This is a genomic window from Thalassotalea ganghwensis (genome assembly GCF_053485795.1).
Genome location: NZ_JBQRUM010000002.1, coordinates 127,258 through 146,090 on the forward strand (window position 1 = coordinate 127,258; position 18,833 = coordinate 146,090).

The window sequence follows — 18,833 nt, forward strand, 5'->3', positions numbered from 1 at the left end:
GCTGACAAAAGCCAGCCAAATTTAATCTCTTAAAGATGCTCTAGCGATTATCGCGTTGCAATGCTCGTGACGTAAAGTCGACATCTCTTAGTTTAGCTGAAAAATCATACATTTGCGCTTCATTATCTAAACCTATCGCGATATAGCGTTTAGATTGTAAATCATGAAACACTTCAAGCGTTGACCATTGCGTTGGTACTTCATAATAATTTAAACCGTGGGCAACACCAACTCGATATAACTCATCTCGCTCATCGTAAATATCTGTTACCGCAATTTGCCAGCTATCTTCATCGATAAAGAAAACACGTTTTTTATAAATATGGCGTGTGTTTTCTTTTAAGTTGGCTTCAACCACCCAAACTCGATGTTTTTCATATCGAACATGCTCTGGATTTATATGGCCTGGTTTAACAATATCTTCGTATTTTAATTTATCACTGTGCAAACGATAATCGTTGTATGGAATAAGTAATTCACGTTTACCTTTTAGCGTCCAATTGTAACGATTCGGCGCGCCATTAAACATATCAAAATCATCAGTAGTTCTTAAGCCATCTGCTGCTGTACCTGGGGCGTCATACGCTACCGTTGGTGCTTTTTGTGCACGACGAATGCCTTTGTTGTAAATCCATGCCTGGCGAGGCGTTTTAATTTGATCCATGGTTTCATGAACCAATAACGCGGTACCAACCAGTTTAGAAGGTTCAGTAACTTTCTGCTTGAACTTAAATAAAATATTGGTTTTTTCTAATTCTTCAGGCGACGCCCCTTTCATTCCATAAGGCAACATCAATTGATCATCAAAACCAACATACGTAAAGTCACCAGAGGCTGTTGGCGTAACTTGCCCACCTTGGCGCACAATCGCTTCGCCGCGGTAACGTAAAATATGATTCCAAATCGCTTCTAAACCATTAGACGGAATAGGAAAAGGCACCCCAACAGCGGCATTTATAATGCCATTACCGTCTTCGACTAACTCTGCGCGCGTTGAGTTATCAATCGTTGCTTGATAGACATGCTCTGGATAAGAAGCTGAGCGACGCGTTTGATAAACATTCATTTTAAAAGTATCTGGATACGTTTTAAATAATGCAATTTGTCCTGGGGTCAAAAACTTCTCATATTCCGACACGTTTTGCGCAGTGATAGTGTATTGCACCTTATCCTCTGCATAAGGATCGAGATGATGCATTCCCGGTGTGTAGCCTTTGGGTGGTGTTTTGATACCTCCCGTCCACTCTGGAATTGAGCCGTCACTATTAGCTGCCCTTACTGCCCCCATTGGCGTAAGCTCTCCACTTAGCTTTTTTGCTTGCTCAGCGTCAATTTTTGCCGACACTGCTCCTGTAAACGCAAGCGATATTGCTAAAGATAATCCCGTAAATTTTTTCATTGAATCTGCCCTTATAATGAATACTTCACACTGAAAGAGACATAATCTCTGTCTTCAATTTTATTGGTTGTGCCTACGCCACCCCAAAAGCCATTGTAACTAATATCAGCAGACCACTTACTTTGATAGTCGAACGAAATACCTGCTGAAATTGACTTTCTGTCCTCTACAAATAAGAAGATAGGATCTGGCGTTATGCCACTGACATCGTGTGAAAATACAATTCTTGGCGACATATTAACGCCAGAAAATACGTTAGAGTAATCTAACTTGGTTACAAAACGATATCCCCATGCAAACTCATCAGGGAATGGGTTGGTTTCAACACCGTCTTGTAAGAACTTATTTAATCCTGGCGCTACCTGAATTCCACCACTTCGGTCTGTACCTGGCCCATTCAAACGCAGCACCTCTTGATCTGGCATGTCGTTAATATTAATCCCACCAACTTCTAACAATGTTGTAAGTTGGCTGGCACCAAAAGATGGGCCCCAAAAGCGTGTAAACGTCATTTGTGCCTGTAACGTATCTGACAGAATGAATCCGTCGGCAGTCTCACCAGATGCAAAAACGTCCATTTGAGAAACACCATCAAGCGCTGCATACCTAGGATCACCGGTATTGGCTAACTGCTGAGGCATGGCGGCAAAAAGCAGTTCTACATCGTCAATTTGTAATGGTTCATCTTGACGATACGACACTTCGCCTGATACTGCGATATCAAACACTGTAGTATTAAAGCTCATCGCCGTCATTTTGATATCTTCTGGGTATGCTAACAACACTTGCGAAAAACTACCTAAATTTTGATAATTTTCCTCAGTAATTTGATTACCCGCTAGATAAGTCAAGTCAGCACCGATAGATGAAGGGGTGAAGTTTGCTGTAACGCCTGAGAATAAAGGTCTGCGACTATGGTAATTCACATAGTACAAACTTAATTCTGTTTCATTTAACTCAGGTAAGTACCAAGATAGGCGAATACCGTACTGGCCACCGTCTTCCGGATGAACTTCACTTTGTTCTCCTGGTGCTTTTAAGGTAACTTTGGTTGGAAACACAGAATAGACTGATGCCGCTTGCGCCATCATTGCTGGATCTCCAGAACGCATCATGTCACCAATTTGGTTCATATTAGTGATCAAGGTATTAAGATCGATATCTGGGTTACCGGTAAAACCTAACTGAACATTATTGTAGTGGCCGCCGTCACCAGCAAAATCATTGGTTGAAAAGTAGCTGCCTGGCGCGGGTAAAATCGTCTGTTCCCATTGATATTGGTAAAACATTTCAACATTGAAGTTTTCAGATACGCCTAAAGACGCCCAAACAGCACCAAAAGGAATAAAAGCTTCAGTCAATTCTGCACCTGGAGCTTTTAAGCGGGCAATGTCAACCGGGTTGATTTCACTTATCCCATGAGAAATTAATGTACTTTCCCCCCACCCTAAAACTTGCTGACCAACACGAATTGAAAATGGCATTTCACCGATGTAGTAATCACCATAAAAATAGGCATCTAGAAGTCGTATATCTCGACAAACCTGGCTTCTCGCTTCATCATCGCGGCAAGGGTCATTCACTTCACCTGAAATGGTATTACTCCATGGGCGGTCGCCGTCCATCATTTCAAAATCATAAAAGTACATACCACGCATAAAGACCCCCATGTTGTCTTTACTGATATGAAGTTCATGAGTACCTTTGAAAAGTTTAGAAAAGGTTTCGCCTGCATCGTAATTTAAGTTACCTAAGTCACCATTATTTGAGTAACTTCCCTGACCTTGCCAAATAACATCATTAGCAGGGTTAGGGTTAAAGGCAGGGTGATATGCGGTAAAATCTAAACCGTTGTTTAAATTGTTAGACTTACCAACGTTATCATTCCAATTTCTATTCTCAACGCGCATGCTTGCACCCAAAGAGAATGTCGAATTAAAACTAACATCAAACTCTCCTAATTGAAAATTAGATGCCGCGACATTTGGTGCTTGCGTCATCAACAATGCTGCAGCAATACTGACCGTCAATGGCTTTTTTGCAAACATTGAGATTGGGTTACGTTTCATTATGTTCTCCCCAGACCAGAAACTATTTAATCTTTATTAATTGTAGTTCTAAATAGCCACTTTACGTGGTATGAAACAATAATTGCATCATTTTTACGATATCGCAAGTGCTAAAAACAAGGTTAATGTGCTTATTTTTAAAGACTTTTGACTACACTGATATCTATTTTTTAGCTCCGTTTAAAACGCCCGTTTAAAAACAAACTTTTCGATGTTCACTCGTTTACAGCTAAGGTCTTGAATTTAGTGGTACAACCAGCAAAAAAGCAACTGGTATACCACTTCCATTGGTCAGACCACACGTTTAAAGCATAAACTCTAATTAATTGAGCTTGGTCAGTGAAATAAATTTATTATTTTCACTTTCTAAACAAAATCTTCCATGTATGCCTGTAGATGTTAAAAAGTTTCTCAAGTGCATTGCTGGAAACTGAAGTTTAAGGCCTTCATTGGTATAGACAACAAAGGCGGATATTTTCCCTTGATAATACGGATAAAACTCCTCTATAGACATTGATAATGAAAAGTAATATTTCACAAGCTACAACCTGTTAAGACAACGCTGCATCTATCTTTTCACTTAGATCTTTCGATAAGTTTTCTCGTTGCGCAATGCGCTGCAACTGAACTTTCATCATCGATTGTCGCTCCAAGTCAACGCCATCAAATTGAATCAAAGGCGTGATCAATCGCGAAGCAACTTGAGGATTAATTGCATCGAGCGCACAAACCTGATCTGTTAAAAACTGATATCCTCTACCACTCTTGCAATGGAAGTACCGAGGGTTATTTTGTGTAAACGCACCAATGAGTGATCTTGCTCTATTAGGGTTTTTCAAACTAAATAGTTCATGCGAGGTAAAAGTATCTAAGCGCTCAAATATATTTTCACTTTGATAACTCGCTTGGAGAGAAAACCACTTATCCATCACCAATGTCGTATCTCGCCACTGTTGCTCAAAGGATGCCATTAAATTATCAAAGTCTTGGTGAGCAACCGCAGCAGCACTTGTTAATGCAGCCAACGAATCTGTCATATTAGTCGCCTGACCGAACTGTTCACTTACCAATGATTTATAATCAGGTAATTGAGTTAAATAAGACAATAAGACGTTTTTAAGCGCTCGCTCTCCGACTGACTTACCATCATTAGCATATTGCTCTCGAATTAAGCTTTTATAACGCTGGCTGAATGTATCTTTCAAGCCATTGGCGATAAATAATTTGAGTGTTTGACGCGCATCTAGTAATGCTATGGGATCAACAGGTTTAAATAACTCAATTAACCCATGATAACTCGGCAAAGTTAACTGCTCTGCGATAAACGCGAAATCAGCATTACTGGCAAGTACTTGTTCTAACACCTCAAGCAATGAGCCTTCTAAGACAAACTCGCTGTTACTAAGTAGTTGCTGCAATATATTAGTAAAGAGCTTTTGCCCTGCATCCCATTTCAAAAAATCATCCTTGGCATGAAGAATAATCTCAGTTAGCGCTTGCTCTGTTTGCGAATAGTTAATTTTTACGGGTGCACTAAAGTTCGCCAAAACCGCTAAAACGGGTTTGTCTAGCAATGGACCAAACTCCCACGTTTGTTGATCTTGTTTCAGTTCAAGCAAATGTGATTGAGAACTGCCATTGGATATTAACTCGATAGCCACAGGTATATGAAGTGGCTGTTTTTCCGTTTGATTTTTAGATGGCAGATGCTGTTGACTAATGGAGATGCTATAGACACTCGTCTTTTCATCAAAGCACTCATTGATAACAAGAGTTGGCGTACCTGATTGACTATACCAACGCTTAAATAGCGTTAGATCAATACCACTCGCATCCGCCATGGCATTAACAAAATCATCGCAAGTAACCGCTTGACCATCGAAACGTTTAAAATAAAGGTCCATCCCCTTTCTAAACTTGTCTTTTCCAAGCAAGGTATACATCATGCGAATAACTTCAGAACCTTTTTCATAAACAGTCAGGGTATAGAAGTTATTCATCTCGACTACTTTTTCAGGTCTAATAGGATGAGACATTGGACCTGCATCTTCAGCAAACTGATGCGATCGCAAGACATTAACATTTGCAATGCGAGTCACGGGTGCTGAATGCATATCAGCACTAAATTGTTGGTCTCTAAATACAGTTAAACCTTCTTTCAAACTTAACTGAAACCAATCTCGACAAGTGACTCTATTACCAGTCCAGTTATGGAAGTATTCGTGAGCGATCACCGCTTCTACATTAAAGTAATCTGTATCTGTCGCAGTATTTTTATCTGCCAACACATATTTACTATTAAAGATATTCAGTCCTTTGTTTTCCATAGCCCCCATATTGAAAAAATCTACAGCAACGATCATATAGATATCGAGATCATATTCTAAACCGAATGTCTGCTCGTCCCATGCCATTGAGTTTTTCAATGATGCCATAGCATGGTGAGCTTTATCTTTATTACCCTTATCTACGAAAATTTCTAAATCAACAATACGACCTGACGCCGTTTCATATTTATCTGCCAACAAATCAAAATCACCAGCAACAAGCGCGAAAAGGTAACATGGCTTGGGGAATGGATCATACCAAGTTACGAAGTGTTTATTGTCATCTATTTCACCACTGTCAACCTTATTACCATTAGATAATAAATAGGGATATAAGGATTTGTCTGCAATGACTTTAGTGGTAAATTTTGCCATGACATCAGGACGATCAAGGTAATAAGTGATACGTCTAAAGCCTTCAGCTTCACACTGCGTGCAAAAAGCATCTCCAGATTTAAATAACCCTTCTAATGCTGTATTATTTAGCGGATCAATTTCTGTGATAATCTTCAGCGTCGCTTCTTCGCTATCAACGTCCAGCGTCAAACTGTCTGGCGTTTGGTGATATTGACTACTATCTAAAACCTCATTATTTAATTGCAATTTAAGCAAGGTGAGATGCTCACCATTGAGTATCAGTTGCTTGGCAGTTAATCGCTGCTTTTTAATTTTGAGAATACTAGTAACAAGCGTTTTTCTGTCATCTAATTCAAAGGTTAAATCTATAGTTTCAATTAAAAAATCACTTGGTTGATAATCTTTAAGGTAGCGAGCATTATCTTCGGACATGAAAAATTCCTATGTTTGGCTATCGTAATAAAGAAAAAAGCCTGAATAATCAGGCTTAATTTTGCATTATAATTATTGTGGTAACAATAGGATTAATTGTCACCTATTTTTTTTAATTTGAACCCTAAGTAGCCGTATGCAACCGCTAAAATGGGATTAATTAAATTAAAAAAGCAGTAAAAGATGTAATCATATGAAGTCAGTGCAAGTGCACCAAACATAAACGCTCCACAAGTATTCCATGGAATTAACGGTGATGTTATGGTTCCCGAATCTTCCAGCGTTCTACTTAAAAGTGTCGGATGTAACCCTCTACGCTCATATTCTTCTTTATACATTCGACCTGGCATAACAATAGACATGTATTGATCTGCAGTGATTAAATTTGTCCCTATACAGGTCGCCACTGTACTGGCAATTAGACTCCCTACTGATTTTGCAGCGGCTAATATCGAGTTTACGATTTTACGTAGCATGCCCAAATGTTCTAGTACGGCGCCAAAACTTAATGCACACATCACCAACCAGATAGTATTTAACATACTGGACATACCACCACGACTTAACAATTCGTCTATTTCAGCATTGCCAGTTTTCACCACTACACCATCGAAAAAAGCTGTCCAAACAACAATAAGAGAGGCTTTGGCTCCTTCAATACCTTCACTAGCCATTGAAAGAATTAAATCTTGTTGAAAAATCACCGCCCAAATCGCGCCAATAATTGCACCTATTGATACCGCTGGAAAAGCTGGTACTTTTTTATAAGCCATAAACAATAATATGGCTAAGGGAATTAAGTTAAATGCGTTTATGGCATACGTTGATTCCAACGTATTTACTAAGGTATCTATCGTCTCGGTTCCCTCAATTGAGGCAGCAGAGTGGTTGAAGCCAATAATTAAAAAGAGCACTAATGCGATAGAAATTGAAGGGATGGTTGTCCACAACATGTAACGGATATGGGCAAACAATTCGCTGCCGGCAACTGCAGGAGCCAAGTTTGTCGTTTCTGACAATGGTGAAAGCTTATCCCCAAAATACGCTCCTGATATAACTGCACCTGCCGTTACTGATGCTGACATTTCAAAACCGGTTGCGATACCAATAAATGCGACACCGACAGTAGCTGCTGTTGTCCAAGAGCTACCAATACTCATAGCAACGATACCACAGACCAAGCAAGCGGCTGCATAAAACCAACTTGGATCAATAATTTTTAATCCATAGTAAACCATGGTTGGCACGGTACCACTAAGTAACCAAGTACCAATTAAGGCACCTACAGCTAGCAAAATTAAAATGGCTCCCAAGGATATTGAAATACCATGGACGATTGCCTTTTCGATATCAGCCCATTGGTGGCCATTTTTAATGCCTATTACAATCGCTATTCCCATGGCGAGTAATAGTACGATTTGATTAGGCCCATAGGATGAGTTATCGCTAAATAAGATCACCGCGGTAGACAGCATAATAATCAGAGCGATAAGCGGAATGAAAGCATCAATAAAACTGGGTGGTTTTATCTGGGTAGAATTGGACATAAAATATCTGTAACCTTACGTTGTAATTTTTATTATAGATAACGAATAGGCATGATAACATGCCTTGTGAAGCTTTGGGTTGCAAGCTTTTTATTGGCTTATTGTTTAATTCTGCTAAATTAACCTTAAAAAACTGATAATAAAAAGCCGCCTAAAATGGCGGCTAAATTAGTTATAAGCCTAACTTATTTCTTCGCTAACTTATCAATATTAACGAAATCAAAAGTGATTCTTGCGGTTTCATCTAAGAATGGGTCGAGCTCACGCAATTCTTCTGGAATATCATCTAACGAAGTAATCTTTTCTTTACCCATAGCCACTAAACGCTCATTGGCTCTCGCTAAACGTTTTTCTTTACGAGCTTCTTTTTCAGCTTTGCGTTCAGCAAGGTTTAACGATATCGATTTATCGTCTTTCTCTGCTTGGTATTCTTCGATATCACTTAGTAAATAGTTAAATTCACGATTCTCTTTAATACGCTCTTGATAAAGTGACGTTAAATACTCAATATCGGCTTCAACGTTATCTAACTTGCTATACCGAGCTTGACGAATTTGATCCCAAGGTAGTGCATTTTCCTCTTTGCTCTCGCCCCACTCTTCTGGATCGATAGCTGTTGGGAAAGCTATGTCTGGCAATACACCTCTATGTTGCGTACTTCCACCGTTAATGCGATAGAACTTAGCAATAGTGTATTGAATACTACCAAAGGGCTTTTCATACAAATCATAAACACGCCCTAATGGTCTGTGTTGTTGAACTGTCCCTTTACCAAAGGTATGCTCACCGACAATAATACCGCGCCCATAATCTTGAATAGCCGCAGAAAAAATCTCTGATGCAGATGCACTATATCTGTCAACCATAACAACTAACGGACCATCATAATAACTAATACCGTCTTTATCGCGTTGCACAGCGATTCGGTTGGCACCGTCTCTTACTTGTACAACTGGTCCTTTATCGATAAAAAGCCCAGTTAACAGTGTTGCTTCAGGCAACGAGCCGCCGCCATTACCTCGTAAATCGACGATAATCCCTTCGACATTTTCCAATTTGAGCTTCTCTAACTCTTTCTTCACATCTCGAGACAGATTATTGTAAAAACTTGGGATATCAATGACACCAAGTTTTTTGCTCGTCGGGTCATCAGGCTTTTCATAATACACCCGAGATTTGGCGGCACGATCTTCTAATATGATTTTGTCTCGTACAATTGACACAATTTTAATGGTATCGTCATTACTCTCGATATCCCCTTGCACTTGCAAACGCACAGTACTCCCTTTAGGGCCTTTGATAAGATCAACCACATCATCTAAACGCCAGCCAACAACATCAACAAACTCTTCATCACCTTGTGACACCCCAACAATTCTGTCTTTGGGTTTTAACGCTTTCGATTTATCAGCAGGACCACCAGTGACGATACTTTGAATAACGGTAAAATCTTCTTCAGCTCGCAATACAGCGCCTATGCCTTCCAATGACAAGTTCATGTCCATTTGAAAACGTTCAGCGTTACGTGGTGATAAGTATGACGTATGAGGCTCTACCACGCGGGCAAAACTATTCATAACGATTTGAAAAACGTCTTCACTTTCACTTTGTTTCAAGCGCTTAATAGCGTAACGGTAGCGTTTGGTGAGAATTTCTTTAACCTTATCCCAGTCCTTGCCAGCTAAGGTTAAATTTAGCGCATCATATTTTACACGTAAGCGCCAAAGTTCATTCAGCTCTTGTGTTGATTTTGCCCAATCAGCGTCTTCTCGATCAAAAACATAGGATTCGTTGAGCGTAAAATCAAATGACTTTTCCAATAAGCTCATTGCATATTGGTAGCGCTCCATACGACGTTGTAAATTTAAGTTATAAATATCGTATGCGATATCAAGCTTACCGCGGCCAACAACCGTATCAAAATCATCACGATATTGTTTTAGTTTTTCAATATCTGCTGCCAAAAAGACATTCTTATTGTAATCTAGCTGCTCAATATAACGGTCAAAAACTTGTGCTGATAATTCATCATCAATTTTAACGGGTTTGTAGTGCGCTCTGGTAAATTGTGCTGCTATACGTTTAGTAGAAGTGGCATGCTGGCTCTCAGGGGTTAATACCGGTAAAGGTTTCTCATCGATATCGTTAGAAAATGCGAATGTACTTGCACTCGAGATCGAGAGGGATACGGCCAATGCGATACGACAAAATTTTTGCATGCCAGTTACTCCTAATTATTCAGTAAATATATTCTTCGCTTGTGTTTTTACAACCATACCAGAATTTAATTGGACACTCACATCATTACCTGCGATCTCAGTAATAATGGCATCTATCGGAGAGTTACCTAATTGCACTTTAACTGCGGCCCCTTTTGACAATTCACTGGCTTGAACAGGTTTAAGTTTAGCAGCAACTTTCGGGCTTGCACTACTTTTAGCCTTAACAGCCTTAAATTTGGCATTGTCTTTTACAGACTTTTTAGGTTGCTTTTCACGAGCCTTACTATCTTTATAGGTCTTTTTGTTCGCTTTGTCTTTTGATAATTTGTTACCAAATTTTTCTTGGCTATCTTTAAGCGTTTGACTTGCGTAATCAGCCTGCTCCTGATCAATTTCAGCAACGTGCTCACCATTGACGTCAACGCGAAATGCCCCTTTTTTAACTGATTTAAGGTATCGCCAACTGCTAGTATAATGTCTTAGTGCTTGACGAAGACGAGTTTTACTGACGACGTCATCTTCAGCCAACTGCTCCGCTAAATCTTGAAAAATACCAACTTTTAAAGGCTTAGCTGGGCCTTCAAGTGAAAAACATGCCGGAAATTTCTCTACTAAATAAGCGATAATTTCTTTTGTACTTGTACGTTTAGTTTCCATAAAAACAACTTAACTTCTATTACTGTTCATTAAGATATTGATCTCGGTTCATTAATACATTTTGACACCAATCACTAATATCTGCACTTTCTAGTTCAGGCAAGGATTCTTGCCCTATCCAATGTTCCCACACCAATTCAAGTAATTGAATTAACTCGTCCGGCGCTATGTCATCTTCAGCATAATCATATAAGGTATGGTAGATTTCATTGATGTTTTCACAGGCGGCTTCTTCATCACCATCCCAATCACCAACGACTTCCTCCGACACTAAATAATCATAAATAACGACTAATTCTTTCATTTCAACTATTCAAAGCTTGAGCTTGATGAGTTTCAAAATATCGCACAATCGCTTCTAATCCATTTTGATCGTCTTGATCAAATCGATCAAAAGCAACGCTATCGATATCAAGTACCGCAATCACTGAATCTTGATTAAATACGGGAATAACAATTTCAGCATTACTAGCCGCGTCACACGCAATGTGCCCCGAAAATTGATGAACGTCAGCAACGCGCTGTGTTTCTCGCAGCTTTGCGGCTGTACCACACACACCTTTACCCATTGGGATACGTATACAAGCGACTTTACCTTGGAATGGACCTAGTACGAGCTCTTCATCCACCACACGATAAAATCCTACCCAATTGACATGTTCCAACGCATCAAACAATAACGCACTGATATTTGACATATTAGCGATTATATCAGTTTCATCTGCGATTAATCCTTTAACTTGCGACAATAATTGCTGATAAAAATCTACCTTATTCATCTCACCATTCTTAACCGAAAAAATTGCGCATAACATACATCGATAAGCCTTGGAGATAAAGCATTATCGAATAAAAGAGCCTATTTTAGTGTTATTTTATCGCAAATTTGGCGATAACTTGTGCTGTTATTTCTTTTTCACCGACATTTGAATTAAAACTTCCCATTGCCTCAGCTCTCGCAGCGTAGACTTGTGGTTGGTGGTAGCCGCTTTCTCTTAGCGAAATCAAACTCCCTAATCCTACATCCATCTGTTTGGCAATTTGGCTAGCTTTAGTTTTTGCATTAATTAATGCTTTCTCTAACGCCTGCTGATAAAGCTTTTCAGTGTCTTGATATGACATATTTAACGAGGAAATATTAGTCACGCCTAGTTTAGTGGCTGCATCTAACAAACGATCATATAAATCTAAATCATTAAAGCGTATCGTAAAATGTCGAGTGACATCAAAATAACTCAAGACAATACTATTGTTGTCTGAGGCATCAGCTGCCAATTCACTGCGAACACGCCCTTGCTGAGTATTAGTATGAGGTGTAACTTTATCAATTACTATTGATGGTTTTTCATAAACTGGATACATCATTATATTGGCAGAATCAATAGACTTAGGGCCAATACCAATATCCTTTAATAATTTAGCCAACTGCTGACTTTTGCTATCAACAACCTGCTTTGCTTTTATCGCACTTTTACTGCGCTGTTTTATTTGTAGGGTAATAGAAAACTGATCTGGTACGGCAGCTATTGAAGCTTTTCCATTCACTTCAATACCTTGTTCGTTAGCATTCGAACTTGAAATAACCAAACTTAAAGCGATTACCGGCCAAATTTTATAAAACATAGCGTATTCCTTTTTTCAGCATGTCGAAATGAATAAAATAAACTTCGCTATTGAGTCTAACAGTACTTGGGAATAAAAAAAACGCAATCTGCCCTAGATTGCGTTTTTATTTGCATTGATAAAGTTTATTGTTGAGGCACCCGTACGTTCCCTTCCATTAAAATTCTTGCACTTCTGCTCATACTGACTTTAGTGACCTGCCAACCACGCTCAGTTTGCTCAGTAGTCGCACCAACTTTCAATGTACCAGAAGGATGACCAAACACTACCGAATTTCGTGCCTGCCCGCCGGCAGCAAGGTTAACTAACGTTCCTGGAATGGTTGCGGCGGTGCCTATTGCTACCGCAGCTGTTCCCATCATAGCATGATGAAGTTTTCCCATTGATAACGCACGAACATTCAAATCAATATGTCCTTGTTCTACTAGCTTGCCACTAGAAGTTTTGAATGACTTAGCCGAGCTGACAAAAGCAATTTTAGGTGTATGTTGTCTTGTCTCTGCTTCTTTAATATCGGCTATTAAACCCATATGTACAGCACCAAATGCACGGATTTTTTCAAACCGTGCCAATGCGTTCTCATCGTTATTTATCGCATCCTGTAGCTCTGTACCTTGATATCCTAATGCACCCGCATCAATAAAAATTGTTGGAATACCAGCGTTGATCATCGTAGCTTTAAAAACGCCCTCGCCCTCTACGTTGAACTCATCCACAAGATTTCCTGTAGGAAACATAGCTTCACCTGCGTCAACGGGCGCCACAAAGTCAACTTGTATTTCCGCGGCCGGAAATGTCACTCCATCAAGTTCAAAGTCACCAGTTTCCTGAACCATACCTTGGCTTATGGGGACATGAGCAATAATGGTTTTACTGATGTTTTTTTGCCAAATACGTACCTGACAAACTCCATTTTCTGGTATTCGCGATGCATCCACTAATCCCTGTTCTATAGCGAACGACCCAACCGCCGCCGTTAGATTGCCGCAATTACCGCTCCAATCAATAAATGGTTTATCAATGGCTACTTGGCCGAACAAATAATCAACATCATGATCTTGCAGAGTACTTTTTTCGATGATCACCGTTTTACTTGTGCTAGAAGTCGCGCCTCCCATACCATCGGTATGCTTACCATATGGATCTGGACTACCAATAATCCGCAATAGCAGGTTATCACGCGCTTTACCCGGTATTTGAGCCTCCTTGGGTAAGTCTGATAATTTGAAAAACACCCCTTTAGATGTCCCGCCACGCATATAGGTAGCAGGCACTTTACGTTGAGGAAGATTTGACATGTTAGCCTCTACAATAGCATCAGGCGCTGTATTGCAACGCCTGATACGTTCTTATTAATAAAATTACTGATATTTAGTGCTGTGATTTTAAGAAATCTTGTGCAAAACGCTGTAATACTCCGCCCGCTTCGTACACTAGCACTTCTTCGGCAGTATCTAATCGACATTTTACCGGTATGTTAACTTGATCACCATTTTGTCGAGTCATGATGACCTGAAGTTCAGCACCTGGCGTACGCTGACCTTCAACATCAAAAGTCTCTGTACCATCAATATTATAGGTATGACGTGTATCACCATTGGTAAATTCTAGCGGTAAAACCCCCATTCCTACGAGGTTAGTACGATGTATGCGCTCAAACCCCTCGGCAACAATGACCTCAACACCTGCTAAGCGTACTCCTTTAGCTGCCCAATCACGAGATGAGCCTTGACCATAATCTGCACCAGCGATAATGATTAAAGGCTGTTTGCGCTCCATATAGGTTTCAATTGCCTCCCACATCCGGCTTTCAACACCGTCTGGTTCAATTCGAGCCAAAGAGCCTTGCTTAACTTGCCCAGACTCGTCTAAACACATCTCATTAAACAGTTTTGGATTGGCAAAAGTAGCTCTTTGTGCCGTTAAATGATCTCCTCGATGTGTCGCGTAAGAGTTAAAATCTTCCTCTGGTACCCCCATGCTTTGTAAATAAGCACCAGCAGCGCTATCAAGCATAATGGCATTCGAAGGTGATAAATGGTCAGTAGTTATATTATCGCCCAAAACCGCTAACGGTCGCATGCCTTTCATGGTTCTTTCACCAGCTAAAGCACCTTCCCAATAAGGAGGACGGCGGATGTATGTGCTTTGCTCTCGCCAATCGTATAATGGGCTTTTCGCGGGTTCAAACGAACCTAAGTCAAACATTGGCGTGTAGATCTTTTTAAACTGCTCTGGTTTTACAAATTCACTAACAATGGCATCAATTTCTTCATCAGACGGCCAAATATCCTTCAAGGTAATATCATTTCCATCTTTATCTTTGCCAAGGACATCCTGTTCTATATCAAAACGAACGGTACCTGCAATCGCATACGCGACAACTAATGGAGGTGACGCCAAAAAGGCTTGTTTAGCATATGGATGAATTCGACCATCAAAGTTACGGTTACCAGAAAGTACCGCTGTAGCATATAAATCATGATCGATTATTTCTTGCTGAATTTTAGGGTCTAACGCTCCTGACATCCCATTACATGTTGTACACGCATAGGCGACAATGCCAAAACCTAGCTTTTCCAATTCAGGCAATAGACCCGACTCCTCCAAATATAGCTTCGCCACTTTAGAGCCTGGAGCAAATGACGACTTGACCCAGGGTTTTCTCACTAGTCCAAGTTCATTCGCTCGTTTGGCGATAAGACCTGCTGCGACAACATTGCGTGGATTAGACGTGTTAGTACAGCTAGTAATCGCTGCAATAATCACCGCACCATCAGGCATATGAGTAGATTCTTTATCCCACTCACCAGCAATACCACGTTTACTTAATTCTGCCGTTGGTAATCGACGATGAGGATTTGAAGGTCCCGCCATATTGCGCTCAACCGATGAAAGGTCAAACGCTAATACACGTTCATATTCTGCCGTTTCAAGGTCATCTGCCCATAGGCCAGTATGTTTGGCGTAAGCTTCTACCAATGCGACTTGCTCTGGTTCTCTACCGGTAAGCTTTAAGTAGTCAATGGTTTGCTGATCAATGTAGAACATGCCAGCTGAGGCACCGTATTCCGGCGTCATATTAGAAATAGTAGCACGATCGCCAATGGTTAAGTCGCGGGTACCTTCGCCAAAAAACTCTAAATAACTAGAAACCACTTTTTCATTACGCAAAAATTCAGTGATCGCTAGCACAATATCCGTTGCTGTAATACCTGGCTGACGCTGACCTACGAGCTTAACACCGACAATATTAGGTAAGCGCATCATCGAAGGTCGCCCTAACATTACCGTTTCCGCTTCAAGACCACCGACACCAATAGCAATAACACCAAGCGCATCAACATGTGGCGTATGACTGTCTGTGCCTACACATGTATCAGGGAACGCAACACCGTCTCGTGCTTGAATAACAGGCGACATTTTTTCCAAGTTGATTTGATGCATGATGCCATTCCCTGCGGGGATCACATCAACATTCTTAAATGCCGTTTTAGTCCATTCAATAAAATCAAAGCGATCTTCATTACGACGATCTTCAATTGCTCTATTTTTATCAAAAGCATCCGGATCATCACCACCATGCTCAACGGCCAACGAATGATCAACAATTAGCTGCGTAGGTACAACCGGGTTAACTTTAGCAGGGTCTCCGCCTTGTTCTGCGATGGCATCTCTAAGGCCAGCAAGATCAACTAATGCAGTTTGTCCCAATATATCATGGCAAACGACACGAGCTGGATACCATGGAAAATCCTTTTCTTGTTTACGCTCAATAAGCTGTAATAAAGAGTCTTTTAACATACTTGGATCACATTTACGTACAAGTTGTTCGGCTAAGACTCGAGAAGTATAGGGTAACTTTGCATAGGCTCCAGGTTGAATATCTTCCACCGCCGCGCGCGTGTCAAAGAAATCGATATTCATCTCAGGAAGCGGCTTACGGTAATCATAATTCATAATTTTTCTCAAACATATTTTGTCGCTAAAACAATAGGACGACTTATAAATACCTATTGTTATTGTAGTCATGGAGATAAAAATAAACCTTCATCAGAAGAAGGTTTATTAGTATCTATGCGGTGAACATCGTATTAGCGTTCTGCAATAGGCATTACTTTTCTTGGCTCTACACCAATGTAATCAGCAGAAGGTCTGATAATACGGTTATTCGAACGTTGCTCCATTACATGAGCCGCCCAACCAGTCAATCTTGAACAAACGAAAATTGGGGTAAATAATTTCGTTGGAATGCCCATGAAGTGATAAGCTGATGCGTGGAAAAAATCAGCGTTACAAAATAGCTTTTTGGTCTCCCACATGTACTCTTCACAAGCGACCGAAATATCATAAAGTGAAGTGTCACCAAATTCATGAGCCAATTTTTCTGACCACTTTTTAATAATAACATTACGCGGATCAGAGGTTCGATAGACCGCATGACCAAATCCCATAATTTTTTCTTTTCTCGCCAACATTCCAGCCATCTGCTCTTTTGCATCTTCTGGTGATTTGAATTTTTGGATCATATCCATAGCAGCTTCGTTCGCACCGCCATGTAAAGGACCTCGCAATGAACCGATTGCACCAGTAATACAAGAAAACATATCCGATAACGTTGACGCACACACTCGTGCTGTAAACGTAGATGCATTAAACTCATGTTCGGCATATAAAATTAACGAAACATCAATAACTTTACGATGAAGCTCTGATGGCGTTTTACCGGTTAATAACTTTAAGAAATGCCCACCGATAGTGTCTTCATCTGTTACACAATCAATTTCAATGTTGTCATGAGAGTAACGATACCAATAAGTCATGATCGCAGGAAATGCTGCTAGTAAACGATTAGCCGCACGATTTTGCTCTGAAAAATCATTTTCCGGTTCTAAGTTACCTAAGAATGAAGCACCTGTGCGCATCACGTCCATAGGATGTGCATCCGCAGGAATGAGTTGCAATACCTTTTTAAGCTCAACAGGTAAGTCACGCATACCCAATAAGTCTGCTTTGTATGCATCTAACTGAGCTTGGGTAGGTAACTCACCATTAAATAGTAAATAAGCCACTTCTTCAAAAGTCGCATTGTCTGCTAAGTCAGAGACATCATAACCACAATACGTTAAACCACTACCGGATTTGCCCACAGTACATAATTTTGTTTCACCAGCGCTTTGACCACGTAAGCCTGCACCACCTAATTTTTTATCAACCATGTTAACTCCCTTATTTCTTTTAATTTTTTACGTTAATCTTCGATGAGCTACTCATCAACGCTCTACATCAATAGATTATTTATTCTTGCCTTGTGAAAATAAGGCATCCAATTTTTGTTCGTATTCGTGATAACCTAAATAATCATAAAGCTCCATGCGCGTTTGCATGGTATCAATTACCGCTTTTTGATCACCATCAGCTAGGATTCTTTTGTAAACATTCTCAGCCGCTTTATTCATCGCTCTAAATGCTGATAAAGGATATAACACCATTGCACAGCCCCATTCACCAAGCTGCTCTCTATTCCAAAGTTCTGTTTGACCAAATTCAGTGATATTCGCAAGCACAGGGACATCTAATGCACTAGTAAACGCTCGATAATGCTCTTCAGTTTTGACCGCTTCAGCAAAAATACCGTCAGCGCCAGCAGCAACATATGCTTTTGCTCTTTCGAGTGCAGCTTCTAATCCTTCTTGAGCAAAGGCATCCGTTCTTGCCATGATAAAAAAGTCTTTATCATGGCGAGCATCTACAGCGGCTTTAATACGGTCGACCATTTCATCACAAGAGACAATTTCTTTATTTGGACGATGGCCACAACGTTTTTGAGCAACTTGATCTTCAATGTGAACCGCTGCTGCACCTGCCTTTTCCATGTCTCGAATCGTTTTAGCAATATTGAATGCCCCACCCCATCCAGTATCTATATCAACCATTAAAGGTAAGCTAGATGCAGAAGTAATTCGCTGTACATCAGCAATAACATCATTTAAAGACGTCATACCTAGATCAGGTAGACCATAAGACGCATTTGCAACCCCGCCTCCTGATAGATAAATGGCTTGATGTCCCAATTGTTCGGCCATCATTGCACAATAGGCATTAATCGTACCGACGATTTGTAGTGGCTTATTGTTAGCTAGTGCTTGCCTAAACTTGGCTCCAGGGGAGCATGTTGAGTTAATGCTAGACATAGAAAA

At 40.3% G+C, this 18,833-nt stretch carries 14 protein-coding genes; all 14 read right to left on the minus strand.

Going from position 1 to position 18,833, the window contains the following annotated elements; translation table 11 throughout:
* Positions 1-40 precede the first annotated feature (40 nt).
* The gene (locus ACSLUH_RS02485; RefSeq protein WP_448564250.1) at positions 41-1,399 is read right to left on the minus strand and encodes a DUF1329 domain-containing protein; all 1,359 of its coding nucleotides are present in this window, start codon (positions 1,397-1,399) and stop codon (positions 41-43) included.
* Between the two features lie 11 nt (positions 1,400-1,410).
* The gene (locus ACSLUH_RS02490; RefSeq protein ID WP_448564252.1) at positions 1,411-3,468 is read right to left on the minus strand and encodes a DUF1302 domain-containing protein; all 2,058 of its coding nucleotides are present in this window, start codon (positions 3,466-3,468) and stop codon (positions 1,411-1,413) included.
* A gap of 322 nt (positions 3,469-3,790) precedes the next feature.
* Positions 3,791-4,006, minus strand: coding sequence for a DUF2835 domain-containing protein (locus tag ACSLUH_RS02495; protein ID WP_448564254.1), 216 nt, complete (start codon positions 4,004-4,006; stop codon positions 3,791-3,793).
* Positions 4,007-4,019: 13 nt separating this feature from the next.
* The gene (pepN, locus tag ACSLUH_RS02500; protein WP_448564256.1) at positions 4,020-6,584 is read right to left on the minus strand and encodes an aminopeptidase N; all 2,565 of its coding nucleotides are present in this window, start codon (positions 6,582-6,584) and stop codon (positions 4,020-4,022) included.
* A gap of 92 nt (positions 6,585-6,676) precedes the next feature.
* On the minus strand, positions 6,677-8,131 hold the full coding sequence (nhaC, locus tag ACSLUH_RS02505) for a Na+/H+ antiporter NhaC (RefSeq protein ID WP_448564258.1): 1,455 nt from the start codon (positions 8,129-8,131) through the stop codon (positions 6,677-6,679).
* Positions 8,132-8,316: 185 nt separating this feature from the next.
* Positions 8,317-10,350 (minus strand): carboxy terminal-processing peptidase, encoded by a 2,034-nt coding sequence (gene prc / locus ACSLUH_RS02510; protein ID WP_448564260.1) that lies wholly within the window; start codon positions 10,348-10,350, stop codon positions 8,317-8,319.
* Between the two features lie 15 nt (positions 10,351-10,365).
* Positions 10,366-11,010 carry an RNA chaperone ProQ gene (proQ, locus tag ACSLUH_RS02515; RefSeq protein WP_448564262.1) on the minus strand — a complete coding sequence of 215 codons (645 nt, stop codon included), beginning with the start codon at positions 11,008-11,010 and terminating at the stop codon, positions 10,366-10,368.
* Positions 11,011-11,029: 19 nt separating this feature from the next.
* Positions 11,030-11,314 (minus strand): hypothetical protein, encoded by a 285-nt coding sequence (locus ACSLUH_RS02520; protein WP_448564264.1) that lies wholly within the window; start codon positions 11,312-11,314, stop codon positions 11,030-11,032.
* A gap of 1 nt (position 11,315) precedes the next feature.
* Positions 11,316-11,789: a free L-methionine (R)-S-oxide reductase MsrC gene (gene msrC, locus ACSLUH_RS02525; protein ID WP_448564266.1), complete on the minus strand. Its 474-nt coding sequence runs from the start codon at positions 11,787-11,789 to the stop codon at positions 11,316-11,318.
* 91 nt (positions 11,790-11,880) lie between these two features.
* Entirely contained in the window at positions 11,881-12,633 is a 753-nt protein-coding gene (locus ACSLUH_RS02530) for an SIMPL domain-containing protein (protein ID WP_448564268.1), read from the minus strand.
* A gap of 125 nt (positions 12,634-12,758) precedes the next feature.
* Positions 12,759-13,931, minus strand: a complete 1,173-nt coding sequence (gene prpF, locus ACSLUH_RS02535; protein WP_448564270.1) for a 2-methylaconitate cis-trans isomerase PrpF — start codon at positions 13,929-13,931, stop codon at positions 12,759-12,761.
* 73 nt (positions 13,932-14,004) lie between these two features.
* Complete coding sequence (acnD, locus tag ACSLUH_RS02540; protein WP_448564272.1) at positions 14,005-16,593, minus strand: Fe/S-dependent 2-methylisocitrate dehydratase AcnD; 2,589 nt, start codon at positions 16,591-16,593, stop codon at positions 14,005-14,007.
* Positions 16,594-16,727: 134 nt separating this feature from the next.
* Positions 16,728-17,852 (minus strand): bifunctional 2-methylcitrate synthase/citrate synthase, encoded by a 1,125-nt coding sequence (prpC, locus tag ACSLUH_RS02545; RefSeq protein ID WP_448564274.1) that lies wholly within the window; start codon positions 17,850-17,852, stop codon positions 16,728-16,730.
* Positions 17,853-17,927: 75 nt separating this feature from the next.
* Positions 17,928-18,827 carry a methylisocitrate lyase gene (gene prpB / locus ACSLUH_RS02550; protein ID WP_448564275.1) on the minus strand — a complete coding sequence of 300 codons (900 nt, stop codon included), beginning with the start codon at positions 18,825-18,827 and terminating at the stop codon, positions 17,928-17,930.
* Positions 18,828-18,833 lie beyond the last annotated feature (6 nt).

What these genes read in the sequence shown, in the direction of transcription:
- ACSLUH_RS02490 (WP_448564252.1), bottom strand. Translation starts at nt 3,468, where the DNA reads ATGAAACGTAACCCAATCTCAATGTTTGCAAAAAAGCCATTGACGGTC.
- ACSLUH_RS02530 (WP_448564268.1), bottom strand. Translation starts at nt 12,633, where the DNA reads ATGTTTTATAAAATTTGGCCGGTAATCGCTTTAAGTTTGGTTATTTCA.
- prc (WP_448564260.1), bottom strand. Translation starts at nt 10,350, where the DNA reads ATGCAAAAATTTTGTCGTATCGCATTGGCCGTATCCCTCTCGATCTCG.
- msrC (WP_448564266.1), bottom strand. Translation starts at nt 11,789, where the DNA reads ATGAATAAGGTAGATTTTTATCAGCAATTATTGTCGCAAGTTAAAGGA.
- nhaC (WP_448564258.1), bottom strand. Translation starts at nt 8,131, where the DNA reads ATGTCCAATTCTACCCAGATAAAACCACCCAGTTTTATTGATGCTTTC.
- ACSLUH_RS02485 (WP_448564250.1), bottom strand. Translation starts at nt 1,399, where the DNA reads ATGAAAAAATTTACGGGATTATCTTTAGCAATATCGCTTGCGTTTACA.
- prpF (WP_448564270.1), bottom strand. Translation starts at nt 13,931, where the DNA reads ATGTCAAATCTTCCTCAACGTAAAGTGCCTGCTACCTATATGCGTGGC.
- pepN (WP_448564256.1), bottom strand. Translation starts at nt 6,584, where the DNA reads ATGTCCGAAGATAATGCTCGCTACCTTAAAGATTATCAACCAAGTGAT.
- prpB (WP_448564275.1), bottom strand. Translation starts at nt 18,827, where the DNA reads ATGTCTAGCATTAACTCAACATGCTCCCCTGGAGCCAAGTTTAGGCAA.
- acnD (WP_448564272.1), bottom strand. Translation starts at nt 16,593, where the DNA reads ATGAATTATGATTACCGTAAGCCGCTTCCTGAGATGAATATCGATTTC.
- prpC (WP_448564274.1), bottom strand. Translation starts at nt 17,852, where the DNA reads ATGGTTGATAAAAAATTAGGTGGTGCAGGCTTACGTGGTCAAAGCGCT.
- ACSLUH_RS02520 (WP_448564264.1), bottom strand. Translation starts at nt 11,314, where the DNA reads ATGAAAGAATTAGTCGTTATTTATGATTATTTAGTGTCGGAGGAAGTC.
- proQ (WP_448564262.1), bottom strand. Translation starts at nt 11,010, where the DNA reads ATGGAAACTAAACGTACAAGTACAAAAGAAATTATCGCTTATTTAGTA.